This window comes from Alterinioella sp. B-7, from assembly GCF_056857775.1.
In genome coordinates, this window is sequence record NZ_JBSXNT010000032.1 from 1 (window position 1) to 15,186 (window position 15,186).

Here is a 15,186-nt window from a genome sequence, read left to right on the forward strand (position 1 = left end):
CTCCCGCCGCGTCACCTTCTTCTTCATTGCGTCACGAAGGCCGGGAATGGCTGGCTGCTTAGGCATCGGCGGGCTCCTCTGTCATCCGCCAGAATCCTACCAGATCACGCCGAAATGGGGAGGTTCTTCAGAGAGTCCTAAGCTGCATCATTTTTTCGGCGCGATACTTGTGGGGCTTGTTGTTGTCTTTGTTTTTCCAGCAGCCATTATCAAGCGAGCCATGGGCAAAAAGGGCCATCGGAACGACAGAAAAAGTGAATGACGCTTCATCCCGCGCAGCCGACATAGGCATCACCCAAATCGAAACTCCGATTCCGGCCGTCAGGCAGGTCTATCCGGCAATCGGGGGCAAGGTTGCCGCGTGATCCGATCACGCCCGCGCCGGGTTCCTCATGGTCCGGGCATCGGGGACGGAAAACATATGTATCCCCGTCCAGACGCCACGGGCGTCAACCCTCCCCCGCCTTGGCAAGTTTCGCCTCCATCCGCGCCTTGCGCAGCCTGCGCGCCAGGTTGCGCTCGCGCCGGTGGTAGAGCGTCAGACCGACATAGCTGGCCGCCTGCGGCGCGATGCGGTGTTCATCGAGCAGCGGGTCGATGGCGGTGCCGTCCTTGATATAGAGCAGGATATTCTGCGCGAACCACGGGTAGATATCGCCCATCGCCGCCATGCGCCGCCGGATCGGGTCGAAACAGGCATAGCCCTGCTCGGCGAAGATCTCGGCCCATTCATGCTGGTAGCGCAGGTTGATATGGCCCGCGCCGCCCTGATGCGGGATACCGGCGGAGAAGAGGACGGTGTCGGAGAGCTTGCAGAGGTCAGCGACGAAACCTTCGGAGCGTTCCGGCAGCAGGTGTTCGGCCACCTCGATGCTGGCGGCCAGGTCGTGCCGCTTGCGCAGCTTCACCGGCTGGTTGAGATCGGCGTAGCTGAGGGCGGATTTGGCCACGACGGGGGCGACATCCTTGCTCCATTCGCCGTCGATGCCGCGGATATCGGCGCCCCGGTCGGCGCAGGCCTTGAGGAAGAACCCCATGCCGCAGCCCAGGTCGATCACCGATTTCGGTTGCACGTAGCGCCAGAGCGTATCGGCCAGCAGATCGGCATTGGCCTGCCGCTTGGCCGCTTTCCCCTGGTGCGAGGAAAACATGGAGTCGTAATCGTGATGCATGGCTCGGGCGCTCCGGTCTCTTGTCCCACCGGTGGCCCGTTCGCCCCCCTGCGCCTGTGAACATGCAGGGAAATCGCGCGCGATGCCGGGGCCACACCTTGGGTGTTTCGACCAGAATCGCGCGTTTGCGCCTGTCGGGAAAGGCCCGCGTTCAGCCCCTGGCGAGTTCGGCGGCCTGTGCGACCCAATTGTCACGCTCGATCCGGCCCTTGAATTGCAGGCGGGTATCGACCCAGGCGATCTCGGCCGGGCCCCAGGCGGCGATCTGGTCGAAATGGTAGAAACCCAGATCGTTCAGCACGCCTTCCAGCTTGGGCCCGACGCCCTTGATCTTCTTGAGGTCATCGGCCCCGCCTTCGCGCGCCGAGCTGAGCAGTTCGGGTTCGCGTTCCTCGACCGTGTCGGCCAGCGTCTCGTCGGCCTCGGGTTTGGCGCCTGCCTCGGCGTGGTCCTCGGGCGCGGCGGCCTCCTCGTCGACCTCCGGCGCGGCGCTTTCCGGCACCCGCTCGGAATCGGCGCGCGCCTCTTCGCGCACAGGTTCCTGCGCCGGGGCCTCGACCGCTTCGGATTTCTGCACCGGCGGCTCGGGCGCCTCCTCGGGCTCGGGTGCGGCGTGGTCCTCGGCGTGCGTGTCGCCATTGCCCGATTGCTTGCCCCATGGCGTCAGAAGCGGCACTTCGGTGCCGTCGATGCGCTTGATCGTGTCGCCGATATCCGTCGCCAGGCGGGCGGAGATGTTGAGCTCGTCCCGCCCCTCGGCATAGTCGGTCAGCGAGGTCAGCCCGCCCGCGGGTTCCGACGCATAGCGCCCGTTCTGCGGCCCCGGCGTGGGCACCCGGCCCGCGGCCAGTTCATCGAGGATATGGGTGAAGCTCTCCGCCGTCAGATCCTCGTAATAATCCTTGCCGATCTGCACCATGGGCGCGTTCGAGCAGGCGCCGAGGCATTCGACCTCTTCCCAGGAGAATTTGCCATCGGATGACAGCTCATGCGCGTTGGCGGCGATCTTGTCCTTGCAGATGGCGACAAGGTCTTCGGCCCCGCAGATCATGCACGACGTGGTGCCGCAGACCTGGATATGGGCGACGGAGCCCACCGGCTGCAACTGGAACATGAAGTAGAAGGTCGCCACTTCCAATGCGCGGATATAGGCCATGTCCAGCATGCCCGCCACATGTTCGATGGCCGCACGGGTCAGCCAGCCTTCCTGTTCCTGCGCCCGCCACAGAAGCGGAATGATCGCCGAGGCCTGCCGCCCCTCGGGGTACTTGGTGATCTGCGCGCGCGCCCAGGCCTGGTTGGCGTCGGTGAAGGCAAAGCTTTCGGGCTGGTCGTGGTGAAGGCGTCTCAGCATCAGGTCGGTCCCGTCGAATATCGTTCGTTCGCTTGCTGCCAGAGCGGCGCGAAAATGTCCATGCGTCTCTTTGGGCCTTGCGGTCGTTCAGGGCGCGGCACAGGCGGTCAGCCGCAGGGTGCCGTCGCCCGCCTGCATCAGGCGGCCCTGCGCGATCATGGCGCGGCGGGTGCGGACCTCGACGATCTCGACCGCTTCGATGAAATCCGCCACCGAGGCGATGCCGCTATCGGGGATGGCGGGGGGAATGGTCAGATCGAAGGTGGCGGCGAAATGATTGATCGTGGCCCGGAAGAAGGCGCGCGCCTCATCCGGCGGGACGGTGCAGCCATAGGCGCGGTATGCCCCGGCCAGCAGCGCGGCGCGGGCAGGCCCCTCCAGCAGCAGCAATTCATTGGCCTGATGGGCGAAACGCAGGGTCATCTGGGCGGTGCTTTCGGGGCAGTCGGCCAGCCGCAGGCCGGTCTCATCCGCGATCAGCGCGCCGGTTGCGATCTGGCGCTGCACGGCCTCGCTGGCCCCGGCGATGGCCTCGGATTGCGAGAGCGCGCCGGGATCGGCCTGCATCACCTCGACCGCAACGCGCAGGGCGAGCCCTTCCTCCATATCGGGCGCGCCGGTGTCGCAGAACGGGAACCCCTCGGCCAGCACCGTGGCGACGGCGGCGTCGAAATCGGCCGCGTCCCGCGCCAAGGCGGGGGCGGCAAGCATCGCAAGGCTAAGGGCGTATCCGAGAAGCTGGCGCATGGCGGGGGCCTTTCCTCTCAGGCGGTCAGGCGCGCGGCAAGCGCCACGGACAGCGCCAGTGTGGACAGGATGCCGCTGGCGGTGTGTTTCCAATGCGGATGGCCCGCGCGGGCGTAGATGAGGCCGTCGGCAAAGCCCATGAAGGCGCAGATACCGAAGAAGAGGATCAGGATATTGAGGTCGCCATAAGCCGTGAAGGCCAGCGCCAGGATGGCGAAGGCCGTGTAGCGGTCGGCCATGACGAGGGGCAGTTTCTCCAGCCGATGCGTGGTCTGTTGCAGGCCCTTGTCGGGGTCGGACCAGAAAGCATAGGCGAGGACGGCCAGGATGGCGAAGGTGATGAGGCCGCAGAGGGTGGTGAGGAGGGTGAGGCTCATGCCCTACCCCCCGCCCGGCCCGTCACCGATCAATCTCACCGAACACCACGTCCATCGTGCCGATGATCGCCGCCACATCGGCCAGCTGGTGCCCGCCCGCGACGAAATCCATCGCTTGCAGGTGCAGGTAGCCCGGCGCGCGGATCTTGGCCTTGTAGGGGCGGTTGGTGCCGTCGGCGACGAGGTAGACGCCGAATTCGCCCTTGGGGGCCTCGACGGCGGCATAGACCTCGCCGGGGGGCACGTGGAAGCCCTCGGTATAGAGCTTGAAGTGATGAATGAGCGCCTCCATCGAGGTCTTCATGTCCTTGCGCGAGGGCGGGCTGAGCTTGCCGCGCGCCATGACGTCGCCCTTGCCCTCGGGCGCGCGCAGCTTCTCGATGGATTGGTGGATGATCGCCAGGCTTTGGCGCATCTCCTCCATCCGCACGAGATACCGGTCATAGCAATCGCCGTTCTTGCCAACGGGGATCTGGAAGTCGAACTCGTCATAGCATTCATAGGGTTGCGCGCGGCGCAAGTCCCAGGCCATGCCGCTGCCGCGCACCATGACGCCCGAAAAGCCCCAATCCAGCGCGTCCTGTTCCGAGACGATGCCGATATCGGCGTTACGCTGCTTGAAGATGCGGTTTTCCGACAGAAGCTCGTCAATATCCGAGATCACCCTGGGGAAGTCGTTGGCCCAGGTCTCGATATCGTCCAGCAATTCGGGCGGCAGGTCCTGATGCACGCCGCCGGGGCGGAAATAGGCCGCGTGCAGGCGCGCGCCGCAGGCCCGCTCGTAGAAGATCATCAGCTTTTCGCGTTCCTCGAAGCCCCACAAGGGGGGCGTCAGCGCGCCCACATCCATCGCCTGCGTGGTGATGTTGAGCAGGTGGTTGAGGATGCGCCCGATCTCGGAATAGAGCACCCGGATGAGCGAGCCGCGGCGCGGCACCACGGTGCCGGTCAGCTTTTCGATGGCCAGGCACCAGGCATGTTCCTGGTTCATCGGCGCCACGTAGTCCAGCCGGTCGAAATAGGGCAGGTTCTGCAGGTAGGTGCGGGATTCCATCAGCTTTTCGGTGCCGCGATGCAGCAGGCCGATATGGGGGTCGCAGCGTTCGACAATCTCGCCGTCCAGCTCCAGCACCAGCCGCAGCACGCCATGCGCCGCCGGGTGTTGGGGGCCGAAATTGATGTTGAAATTCCGGATCTTCTGTTCGCCCGTCTGGGCGTCCTCGAAGCCTTTGCCGCCATCCATCATGCCAGCGCCTCCATGTTATCCGTCCAGCGTTGCGGCAGGGCACCCATGGCCCCGCGCACCGCATCATATTGAGGGGCCAGCCATGCCAGCGCACGGGCGCGCTGCCCCTCGGTCATTGTCAGGTCTTCGCCCGCCAGCACGCGTGCCTGCGTCTTGGCGGCGCGGGGCGTGATCCCCAGAAAGTCGCAGATCCGCGCCACGGTCTCGGGCTGAAAGAGCGTCTCGTAGAAGCCCAGGAACACCGTCCTGGGGTCCAGCGCGGCGTTCACACGGGCCAGCGTCAGGGCGTAGTTCGAGCGCGCGGTGATGGTCTGGTCGTCGCCGGAAACCACCTTTTCGAGCAGCGCCTCGGCGGTGTCTTTCAACACCCCTGCCCTGCGCGCGGCAGCCATGCGGATATTGGACCAGAGCCGGTCCAGCGGGTCGCGCATCAGGTAGATGAACCGGGTTCTCGGGGCCAGCCCCGCCATCCGGGTCAGGCTGGCCTCGGAGAGCGTCGCATAGGCGGGGGTGATGTCGCCCACGACGCGGGCATCCCCGGCCTTATGGGTCAGGAAATCGACATAAGCCGCGTCGGAGGGGTCGGCGATGACATTCAGCCAGCGGTTATAGGCCCAGACCTCGCGTTTCAGCCGGCGGTCCAGCTTCTCGTCACCGGTGGGCAGCCGCCCCGTGCGGCGCGCCTTTTCCTTGCGCATCCGGGCGACCTGGCGGTCGAACTTGCCGGTTTCGGCGGTGTCGAAATAATGCAGCTCCTTCACGGCGGGCAGCCGTACCTCGGGGTGCGCGGCGAGAAAGCGGTAAAGCCAGGTGGTCCCCGCCTTGGCCGCGCCGATCCCGAAAAGGAGGGTTGCGTCGCCCATGGTCAGCCCTTCGCCGCCTCGGGCTTTTCATCGCCGGGCAGGATGTACTCGGCACCTTCCCAGGGGCTCATGAAATCGAACTGGCGGTATTCCTGGACCAGGTTGACGGGCTCGTAGACGACGCGCTTCAACGCCTCGTCATAGCGCACCTCGGTATAGCCGGTGGTCGGGAAATCCTTGCGCAGCGGGTAGCCGCGAAAGCCGTAATCGGTCAGGATCCGGCGCAGGTCGGGATGGCCCTTGAACATCAGGCCATACATGTCGAACACCTCGCGCTCGAACCAGTTGGCGGCCGGGTAGACCTCGACGATCGAGGGCACCATGTCGCTTTCGCGGACGCGGGCGCGCACCCGGATGCGGTGGTTCTGATACATCGACAGGAAATGCCAGACCACATCGAAGCGCTTGTCGCGGGTCGGATAATCGACGGCGGTAATGTCGATCAGGGTCGAGAAGCGGCATTCGCGGTCGGTCTTGAGGAACTCGACGAAATCGGGAACCGAGGCGGGGGTGATCTCGACCGTCAGCTCGCCAAAGGCGATATCCGTGCCGATCACCGCATCGCCCTGTTTCTGGGTGATCAGGTCGGCCAGGTCTTGCAAGTCTTGGGTCATGATCTGGGGCACTCCTTCATCGCGCGATCGTTCCGGTGCGGCGGATCTTGCGTTGCAGTTGCAAGAGCCCGTAAAGCAGGGCCTCGGCGGTCGGCGGGCAGCCGGGCACGTAGAGGTCCACCGGCACGATCCGGTCGCAGCCGCGCACCACGGAATAGCTGTAGTGGTAATAGCCGCCGCCATTGGCGCAGGAGCCCATCGAGATCACGTAACGCGGCTCGGGCATCTGGTCATAGACCTTGCGCAGCGCTGGCGCCATCTTGTTGGTCAGGGTTCCCGCCACGATCATCACGTCCGACTGGCGGGGGGAGGCGCGCGGCGCGATTCCGAAACGTTCGGCGTCATAGCGCGGCATCGAGGTGTGCATCATCTCGACCGCGCAGCAGGCGAGGCCGAAGGTCATCCAGTGCAAGCTGCCGGTGCGCGCCCAGTTGATCAGGTCCTCCGCCGTGGTCAGCAGGAACCCCTTGTCCTGAAGCTCGGCATTCAGGGTCTGGGTGGCGTATTCGGGATCATGGCCCGCGGTGTTCTGTCCAGCCATCACTCCCATTCCAGCGCTCCCTTCTTCCACTCATAGGCAAAGCCGATGGTCAGCACGGCCAGGAACACCATCATCGACCAGAACCCCGCCATAGACATATCCCCGAAGGCGACGGCCCAGGGGAAGAGAAAGGCGATCTCGAGGTCGAAGATGATGAAGAGGATCGCGACGAGGTAGAATCGCACGTCGAATTTCATCCGCGCGTCGTCGAAGGCGTTGAACCCGCATTCATAGGCCGAGACCTTCTCGGGGTCGGGGTTGCGCACCGCCAGCACGATGGCCGCGAGGATCAGGACAAGCCCGAGCCCGATGGCCACGGCCAGAAACAAAAGGACGGGGAGGTATTCCCGCAGCAACTCGTCCATCGGATGTGGCTCCTTCCCGGCGCGCGCGTTGCGCGCCGTCCATTGGCGTATCTTTCCCTCAAGGGGTTTAGCCCTGCCCCGTGGCAGGGTCAACGGCAAGCGGGCGCGGCAGATCCGCCAATTCGCCGTCCGGGCGTCGGCCGCGTCGAGGCGGGCGGCGAACCGCGGGCTCCCCCCCGCGCGGGACAAGAGCTTTGCAAAGCTCTTGATGAGGCTTTTCGAAAAGCCTGCCGCCCCTCAACCCTGCAAGATCACCGGAAACCAGTCCCCGCGCGGGCGCCAGCCCGGGACCATCTCATGCCCCGGAAAGGGTGGCGGGGTGCGGCCCGTCGCTCGACAACGGCGCGCATCCTCCCCCCGGAGGCGCAACAAGAACGCGCGGCGGCGTGCCGCGCCGGTATTGCCGCGCGCGCCAAGCAGGGTGCCCATTCGGATGTCCGGACAGAAAAGCCTGTCCGTGACCGATTGGCAAGCAGGGGTGCAGGCCGCAGGTGATTTCGCCGCCTTCGGCGCCGACCGGTGCGAGGGGGCTGATTGCCCCCTCGCGCTCCCCCATGGATATTTTGGGAACAAAGAAGGGGTGAGGGCCCTGGCCCTGGGCCCGGTGGATGTCAGTCCGGCATCCACGCCGCCTTGCGCTTGTCGAAGAAGGCCGCGACACCCTCGCGCGCCTCGTCGCTTTCCCAGGCCGCGACCAGCGCCTCGATGGTCATGTCGATGGTGGCGGCATCGACGCGCGGCTCCAGACGGGCCACCAGCGTCTTGGCGGCGGCCACCGCGCCGGGGGCGCAGTTGAGGTAAGGCGCCACTTCGGCCTCGACCGCCGCATCCAGGTCAGCCTCGGGCACCGCGCGGGCCAGCAGGCCCAACGCCACCGCCTCCTCCGCGCCGAATATCCGCGCCGACATGAAGACCCGCCGTGCCCGCGCCGCGCCCATGCGGGCCACGACATAGGGCCCGATAGTGGCCGGGATCAGGCCGAGCCGGGTTTCGGTCAGCCCGAACCTGGCGCCGTCCGCGCCAATGGCCACGTCACAGACCGACATCATGCCCACGCCGCCACCAAAGGCCTGGCCCTGCACCCGGCCAATCAGCGGCTTCGGCATCCGGTCGAGCGCCCCGAGCATCTCGGCCAATTTCCGCGCCTCGGCCCCGCGGGTTGCCGCGTCGGCGCGCATCTGTTCCTGCATCCAGCCCAGGTCGCCGCCCGCGCAGAAGCTGCGCCCGTCGCCGGTCAGCACCACGACGCGCACGGCAGGATCGTTGCCAAGCTGCTCCGCCGCCTGCGTCAGCTCCGCGATCATCTGCGCCGACAGCGCGTTATGCTTCTCGGGCCGCGCGAGCGTCAGCGTCGCAACGCCCCGGTCATCGGTCTGAATATCTATCGTTTCCATGGGCTTATCCTTCCCTTAACGCGCGCGCCATCGTCACTGCCTCAGCGATCACGGCGCGGTCCAGCCCGGTCTCGTGCCCCAGCTCCGCCAGCCGGTCGGCGACCCGTTCCGTGGCCAAATTGCCCGCGGCCCCCGGCGCGTAGGGACACCCGCCAAGCCCTCCGACGGCGGCATCGAACACCTTTAGCCCGCGCGCCAGAGCCACCTCGATATTGTCCAGCGCGCGACCGGCGGTATCGTGAAAATGGCCGGCCAGTTCCTCCGGCGCGCATTCCTGCAAGACCGCCTCCAGCATCGCGTCAACGGTTTCGGGCCGCCCCTGCCCGATCGTGTCGCCAAGCGAGATTTCGTAGCAGCCGATATTGCGCAGGGTCGCCACCACGCGGGCCACCTCGGCGGGCGGCGTCGGCCCGTCGAAGGGGCAGTCGGTCACGCAGGAGATATAGCCGCGCACCGGAATTCCATCGGCTCTCGCCGCCTGCGCCACCGGCACGAAACGGGTGATGCTCTCCTCGATGGTGGCGTTGATATTGGCCTTGGAGAACCCTTCCGATGCCGAGGCGAAAATCGCGATCTCGTCGGCACGCGCCGCCTTCGCGCCCTCATAGCCCTTCATGTTGGGCGTGAGCGCCGCATAGGACACACCCGGCGCCCGCGTGATCCCCGCCAGCACCTCCGCCGAGGTCGCCATCTGCGGCACCCATTTCGGCGAGACGAAACTGGCCACCTCGATCCGGCGGAACCCGGCGCGACTGAGGCAATCGACCAGCGCGATCTTGTCCGCCGCCGGAATGAGCCGCGCCTCGTTCTGCAACCCGTCGCGCGGGCCGACCTCGAAAATCTCGACACGTGCCATCACTTGCCCTCCCAGGGTTCATAGTAATCGCGGGTATAGAGCTGGTCCTCCTCGCCCGTGATCGGGGTTGCGGCCACGAAACCGGGCCGCGCGGTGATGCGCGCATACCAGGCGGAGAGCGCCGGAAACCCGTCCAGCCGCACGAAATGGCGCGCCATGTAGACGGCCTGCCCCACCGAGACATCCGCCGCTGAAAATCCGCCCTCCAGCAGGTAGTCCCGCACCGCGACCCGCGCCTCGATCACGCCGAGGCATTTTGCCAGCCGCTTTGCCTCCAGCTTCATGATCACCGGGCTGCGCATCGCGTCATCGTAAAGCGCGATATGCTGCTGCGTCAGCGCGGCGGTATGCTGGCTGATGGTCTCGGAGAAATGCAGGTAGATCAGCCAATCGGCGCGCTCCGCATGATCCGGCGCGCGGCCAAGCCCGGCCTGCGCGAAGCGCTCGCACAGGATCTCGGTGATTGCCCCGGTTTCCCAGTAGCTGCGCCCGTCCATCTCCAGCGCGGGCACGCGCCCCGCCGGGTTGAGCGCGAGGAACTCCGCCCCCCGCAGCGCCTTGTCGAAGGGCCATGTCCGGACCTCGAAAGGCACGCCCAGCTCATGCAGCAGCCAGAGCGTGCGCATCGAGCGGCTTTGCGCGACGTGATGCAGGCGGATCATTCCTCCTCCTCCAGCACGATCAGCGCGGCCCCCGCCTCGACCTGATCACCTGCGCCCGCCAGCACCTCGGCCACCACCCCGTCGCGGCCCGCGCTCAGCGTATGCTCCATCTTCATCGCCTCCAGCACGGCCAGCCGGTCGCCCGCGGTGACCCGTTGCCCCGCCTCGACATAAACCGCTTTCACCAGCCCCGGCATCGGCGCCTCGATCACGCCTGCGACCGCCCCGGCGGCGGCGGCGACATCCAGCGGGTCGATGATGTCGAACCCGTAGGCATTGCCCCAGAACACGTGCAGGCCCGCCGCATGGCGCACCACCCGCGCGGGCACCAGCGCGCCGTCGATGCGCCAGCCGACCAAGTCGCGGCTGACCTCATGGGCCGCCCCCTCCAGCGTGACGCGGAAATGGCCGGGGGCGAGCGTCTCCACCATTGCCGGCAACACCTCGTCACGATAGCCGAAGACGGCATATTGGTGCAGCGGCTCCCACAGGGTGAATCCCGCGAGAGCGTCCTGACCCTCATGCAGCCCGAGCGCGCCGAGGGCGGCCAGCGACCGGCAGCGCGAACAGGCGACCGGGTCTTTCGCCAATACGTCAAGGTCGCGGTCGATGAGCCCGGTATCCACCTCGCCCGCCGCAAAGCCCTGATGCCGGGTCAGCGCGCGCAGGAAGGCCAGGTTGGTGACCGAGCCCGCAACTTCCGTATGGCTCAGCGCCTGCTCCATCTGCTTGAGCGCAATGCCCCGCGTCGGCCCATGGGTGATGATCTTGGCGATCATCGGATCATACCAGGGGCTGATCGCATCGCCGGGCCGCACGCCGGTGTCAGAGCGCGCGCCGTCGGGGAAGACCAGATGCGCCAGGGTGCCGGTGGCAGGCAGGAAGCCCTTGGGCACATCCTCCGCATAGAGCCGGGCCTCGAACGCATGGCCCGTGATCGACAGATCCTCCTGGGCGCAGGGCAGGCTCTCGCCGCTTGCCACACGCAATTGCCATTCGACGAGATCGACCCCGGTGATGGCCTCGGTGACGGGATGTTCCACCTGAAGCCGGGTGTTCATCTCCATGAACCAGAACCCGTCGGGGCGAAGCCCGTGTGAGCCATCGACGATGAACTCGACGGTTCCGGCCCCCGAATAGCCGATCGCCTCGGCGGCACGCACGCCCGCCTCGCCCATCGCGGCACGCATCTCCTCTGTCATGCCGGGGGCAGGCGCTTCCTCGATCACCTTCTGGTGGCGGCGTTGCAGGGAACAATCGCGCTCGAAGAGATGCACCGCATGCGTGCCATCGCCGAACACCTGCACCTCGATATGGCGCGGCTGCTGGATGTATTTCTCGATCAGCACGGCATCATTGCCGAAGGCGGTCCTGGCCTCGCCCATGGCAGAGGCCAGCGCATCGCCAAAGCCTTTCGCGGCCTCGACCTTGCGCATCCCCTTGCCGCCACCGCCCGCGACCGCCTTGATCAGGACGGGATAGCCGATGGCCCTGGCCTGCTCGGCCAGGAAGCCCGGATCCTGGTTCTCGCCATGATAGCCCGGCACGACGGGCACGCCCGCCTCCTCCATCAGCGCCTTGGCGGCGTCCTTCAGCCCCATCTTGCGAATGGCACTGGCCGAGGGCCCGATAAAGACCAGCCCCGCCGCGTCCACCGCCTCGACGAAACCGGGGTTTTCCGACAGGAAGCCGTAACCGGGATGGATCGCCTGCGCGCCTGTCTCCAGCGCCGCCCCTATGATGACATCGCCGCGCAGGTAGCTGTCGGCGGGCGCAGGCCCGCCGATATGCACCGCCTCATCGGCCATCGCCACATGGGCCGCGCCCGCATCGGCATCGGAATAGACCGCCACACTGCGCACCCCCAGCTTGCGCGCCGTTGCCATGACCCGGCAGGCAATCTCGCCCCGGTTCGCAATCAGGATCTTGTCAAACATCTCAACCCCTCCGAAGCAGCGGATACCCCCCACCCCTTCTTTGTTCCATAAATATCCCGGGGAGCGCGAGGGGCTGGCCCCTCGCTCCCGCAATCTCCAAACCCGACTCCGCCCACCATTGAAGCGGTGGAAGAATTTTCCAGAATTCTTGCCCGCCTCATGCGTAATCCTCCACCACGCGGAACCGCTCGCACATCAACTCCATATCCGGGCTGAAGCCGCCATTGCGGGTGAAATACGCCTTGTAGGCCGCGCGCCAATGCGCCAGGTCGCGGAACTCGCCCTGCGCCGCAACGAACGCCGCATCCATCTGGTCGAAACGCCGGGTGCTGACCTCGACCGTCTCGACCATCAAGGCCGGTGTCCCGTCCCAGTTCAGCGCCACGTCGCGCCGACCGACGACCGGCAGGGCATCCCCCTCGCCCTCATAGACCCGCATCGCCTCGCAGGTCGCGGTCTTCTTCCCCGCACGCACCAGCGCGAGGATCTCCGCCGACAGCTCCGGCCCGTCGCCGAAGCGGAAGGTCTCGGCCTCGGGGTTGGCGTCGATGATCTGCTGCAAGCTCGGACCTGTCATGGCCGTCCCCCCTTTCCGAACGCCGCTCCGCTCGCCCCTTGCCAACCAGCCGCAACCGCCACAGGCTGCTGGCCATGACACGCGATATCTACGATCCGACCTATATCGCCGAGGTGTTCGACCGCTGCTCGGCCAATTACCGGGTCTGGAGCGCGGTGGCCTCCTTCGGTCTGGTTCGGCGCTGGCGCCGTCACTGTGTCGCGGGGCTGGACCTGCCGCAGGGATTGCCCGCGCGGGGCGTCGATCTGATGGCGGGCACCGGCGAGGTCTGGCCGCATCTTCTGGCGCGCTTTCCGGAAATCGCGCAAATCACCGCCATCGGCATCAGCCCCGCCATGCACGCCGAGGCCGTCGCGCGGCTGCACGGGCCCCGCGCGCGTCGCATCACGCATCTGTGCGCCAACATGCTGGAAACCGACCTGCCCGACACCTCTGCCGATTTCGCGATCTCCACCTTCGGCCTCAAGACCTTCGACGCCGCGCAGCACCGGATCTTTGCCACCCAGCTTCATCGCATCCTCAAACCCGGCGCGCCGTTCTCGCTGATCGAGGCGACCGACCCGCTCGGCTGGCGCCTGCGCCCGCTCTACCGGCTCTATCTCGACCGCGTACTGCCCCTCGTCGAACGGATGTTCCTGCGCGGCGCCCAGGACTTCATGATGCTCGGGGCATACACGAAGAATTTCGGCACCGGAGACAGCGTCACCAGGGCGCTGCGCATCGCGGGGCTGAGCGTCACCGAGACCCGCCTGACCGGCGGCAGCGCGCTCCTGCTGACGGGACATCGACCGCGCGACTGACGCCCGCAGGGGCGCGCACGCGTCTGCACGGGGGGTGCATCGGGGGGTGTACGGGGGGTGCATGGCCATTTTCACATCCGGAACACGCCGAAACGTGTCTCCTCGATGGGCGCATTCAGCGCCGCCGAGAGCGACAGGAACAGCGTCTCGCGGCTCTTCCTCGGGTCGATCACCCCGTCATCCCAGAGCCGCGCCGAGGCATAGAGCGGGTGCGACTGGTGCTCGAACATATCCAGCGTCGGCTGCTTGAAGGCGGCCTCTTCCTCGGCCGACCACTCGTCCCCCGCCCGCTCGATCGCGTCGCGTTTGACGGTGGCCAGAACCCCCGCCGCCTGCGCGCCGCCCATCACGGAAATGCGGGAATTGGGCCAGGACCACATGAAGCGCGGCTGGTAGGCGCGCCCCGCCATGCCGTAATTGCCGGCCCCGAAAGAGCCGCCCACGACCATGGTGATCTTGGGCACATTCGTTGTCGCAACGGCGGTCACCATCTTGGCCCCGTGGCGCGCGATGCCCTCGTTCTCATAGCGTTTCCCGACCATGAAGCCGGTGATATTCTGCAAGAAAACCAGGGGGGTATTGCGCTGGCTGCACAGTTCCACGAAATGCGCCGCCTTCTGTGCCGCTTCGGAAAACAGCACGCCATTATTGGCGATGATCCCCACCGGGCAGCCCATCAGATGCGCGAACCCCGTGACCAGCGTTTCGCCGAAACGCGGCTTGAACTCGTCGAAACGGCTGCCATCGACGACGCGCATGATCACCTCGCGGATGTCATAGGGCGTGGTCAGGCTGGCCGGAACCACGCCGAGCAATTCCTCTGGGTCATAGGCGGGGTCTTCGGGCGTCTGCCACTGCACGGTCGCGGGCTTCGCCCGGTTGAACGAGCGCACCGCACGCCGCGCCAGCGCCAGCGCGTGGGCATCGTCCTCGGCCAGGTAATCCGCGACCCCCGAGAGGCGCGTATGCACATCGCCGCCGCCCAGTTCCTCGACACTGACGACCTCGCCCGTCGCGGCCTTGACCAGCGGCGGACCGGCCAGAAAGATGGTGCCCTGTTCCTTCACGATGATGGTCACATCCGACATCGCAGGCACATAAGCCCCCCCCGCCGTGCAGGAGCCCATGACAACGGCGATCTGCGGGATCCCCTTGGCCGACATCCGCGCCTGGTTGTAGAAGATGCGCCCGAAATGATCGCGGTCGGGAAAGACCTCGTCCTGGTTGGGCAGGTTGGCCCCGCCGGAATCGACGAGGTAGATGCAGGGAAGCTGACATTCCGAGGCGATCTCCTGCGCGCGCAGGTGTTTCTTGACCGTGATCGGATAATAGGTACCGCCCTTCACGGTGGCGTCGTTGCAGACAACCATGACCTCCTGGCCATGCACCCGGCCAATGCCCGCGATGGCCCCGCCGCAGGGCGCGGCGCCCCCATACATGTCATGGCCCGCCGTCGCGCCCACCTCCAGGAAAGGACTGCCGGGATCGAGCAGGTTCGCCACCCGTCGGCGTGGCAGCATCTTGCCGCGGCTTTCATGACGCGCGCGGGATTTCTCGCCACCGCCCATGCGCGCCGCCTGCGCCGCCTCGCGCACCGTCTCCAGCGCCGCCATGTTGGCCGCGCGGTTGGCCGCGAAATCCTCGGAGCCGGTCAAGACATTGGATTTCAGTTTCACATCCA

Annotated in this window: 17 protein-coding genes; 2 read left to right on the forward strand and 15 right to left on the reverse strand. The window is 66.5% G+C overall.

Annotation, left to right across the window (positions count from 1 at the left end; all coding sequences use genetic code 11):
• The coding region (locus AC13C7_RS09695) for a hypothetical protein (RefSeq protein ID WP_482867345.1) at nt 1–262 on the forward strand (262 nt) is incomplete at its 5' end.
• 187 nt (nt 263–449) lie between these two features.
• Here AC13C7_RS09695 and AC13C7_RS09700 read toward each other — a convergent pair.
• The 14 genes from AC13C7_RS09700 to AC13C7_RS09765 all read right to left on the reverse strand — a co-directional run bounded on the left by AC13C7_RS09700 (nt 450) and on the right by AC13C7_RS09765 (nt 12,705).
• Nucleotides 450–1,172, reverse strand: a complete 723-nt coding sequence (locus tag AC13C7_RS09700; RefSeq protein ID WP_172317234.1) for a class I SAM-dependent methyltransferase — start codon at nt 1,170–1,172, stop codon at nt 450–452.
• Nucleotides 1,173–1,323: 151 nt separating this feature from the next.
• Complete coding sequence (locus AC13C7_RS09705; protein ID WP_172317233.1) at nt 1,324–2,526, reverse strand: NADH-quinone oxidoreductase subunit E; 1,203 nt, start codon at nt 2,524–2,526, stop codon at nt 1,324–1,326.
• An 87-nt stretch (nt 2,527–2,613) separates the two neighbouring features.
• Nucleotides 2,614–3,273 (reverse strand): hypothetical protein, encoded by a 660-nt coding sequence (locus tag AC13C7_RS09710; RefSeq protein WP_482867346.1) that lies wholly within the window; start codon nt 3,271–3,273, stop codon nt 2,614–2,616.
• A 17-nt stretch (nt 3,274–3,290) separates the two neighbouring features.
• Nucleotides 3,291–3,650 (reverse strand): hypothetical protein, encoded by a 360-nt coding sequence (locus tag AC13C7_RS09715; protein ID WP_482867347.1) that lies wholly within the window; start codon nt 3,648–3,650, stop codon nt 3,291–3,293.
• 22 nt (nt 3,651–3,672) lie between these two features.
• Complete coding sequence (locus tag AC13C7_RS09720; RefSeq protein WP_482867348.1) at nt 3,673–4,896, reverse strand: NADH-quinone oxidoreductase subunit D; 1,224 nt, start codon at nt 4,894–4,896, stop codon at nt 3,673–3,675.
• The gene (locus AC13C7_RS09725) at nt 4,893–5,759 is read right to left on the reverse strand and encodes a sulfotransferase family protein (protein WP_482867349.1); all 867 of its coding nucleotides are present in this window, start codon (nt 5,757–5,759) and stop codon (nt 4,893–4,895) included. The genes AC13C7_RS09720 and AC13C7_RS09725 overlap by 4 nt, the downstream gene beginning before the upstream one ends.
• A 2-nt stretch (nt 5,760–5,761) precedes the next feature.
• Nucleotides 5,762–6,373 carry an NADH-quinone oxidoreductase subunit C gene (locus tag AC13C7_RS09730; protein WP_172317225.1) on the reverse strand — a complete coding sequence of 204 codons (612 nt, stop codon included), beginning with the start codon at nt 6,371–6,373 and terminating at the stop codon, nt 5,762–5,764.
• Nucleotides 6,374–6,389: 16 nt separating this feature from the next.
• The gene (locus tag AC13C7_RS09735; protein ID WP_172317223.1) at nt 6,390–6,914 is read right to left on the reverse strand and encodes a NuoB/complex I 20 kDa subunit family protein; all 525 of its coding nucleotides are present in this window, start codon (nt 6,912–6,914) and stop codon (nt 6,390–6,392) included.
• Nucleotides 6,914–7,279: an NADH-quinone oxidoreductase subunit A gene (locus AC13C7_RS09740; protein ID WP_172317221.1), complete on the reverse strand. Its 366-nt coding sequence runs from the start codon at nt 7,277–7,279 to the stop codon at nt 6,914–6,916. The genes AC13C7_RS09735 and AC13C7_RS09740 overlap by 1 nt, the downstream gene beginning before the upstream one ends.
• Before the next feature lie 611 nt (nt 7,280–7,890).
• The gene (locus AC13C7_RS09745; protein ID WP_172317219.1) at nt 7,891–8,673 is read right to left on the reverse strand and encodes a crotonase/enoyl-CoA hydratase family protein; all 783 of its coding nucleotides are present in this window, start codon (nt 8,671–8,673) and stop codon (nt 7,891–7,893) included.
• A gap of 4 nt (nt 8,674–8,677) precedes the next feature.
• Nucleotides 8,678–9,529, reverse strand: a complete 852-nt coding sequence (locus tag AC13C7_RS09750; protein ID WP_172317217.1) for a hydroxymethylglutaryl-CoA lyase — start codon at nt 9,527–9,529, stop codon at nt 8,678–8,680.
• On the reverse strand, nt 9,529–10,191 hold the full coding sequence (locus tag AC13C7_RS09755; protein ID WP_482867350.1) for a glutathione S-transferase family protein: 663 nt from the start codon (nt 10,189–10,191) through the stop codon (nt 9,529–9,531). The genes AC13C7_RS09750 and AC13C7_RS09755 overlap by 1 nt, the downstream gene beginning before the upstream one ends.
• Nucleotides 10,188–12,128: an ATP-binding protein gene (locus AC13C7_RS09760; protein WP_482867351.1), complete on the reverse strand. Its 1,941-nt coding sequence runs from the start codon at nt 12,126–12,128 to the stop codon at nt 10,188–10,190. The genes AC13C7_RS09755 and AC13C7_RS09760 overlap by 4 nt, the downstream gene beginning before the upstream one ends.
• Before the next feature lie 157 nt (nt 12,129–12,285).
• Complete coding sequence (locus AC13C7_RS09765) at nt 12,286–12,705, reverse strand: ASCH domain-containing protein (RefSeq protein ID WP_446119865.1); 420 nt, start codon at nt 12,703–12,705, stop codon at nt 12,286–12,288.
• 74 nt (nt 12,706–12,779) lie between these two features.
• Between AC13C7_RS09765 and AC13C7_RS09770 the strand changes: the two genes are divergently transcribed.
• Complete coding sequence (locus AC13C7_RS09770) at nt 12,780–13,505, forward strand: class I SAM-dependent methyltransferase (protein WP_482867352.1); 726 nt, start codon at nt 12,780–12,782, stop codon at nt 13,503–13,505.
• 71 nt (nt 13,506–13,576) lie between these two features.
• Here AC13C7_RS09770 and AC13C7_RS09775 read toward each other — a convergent pair whose 3' ends face one another.
• A complete protein-coding gene (locus AC13C7_RS09775) occupies nt 13,577–15,118 on the reverse strand; it encodes a carboxyl transferase domain-containing protein (RefSeq protein WP_482867601.1) in 1,542 nt (513 codons plus the stop codon).
• Between the last annotated feature and the right edge of the window lie 68 nt (nt 15,119–15,186).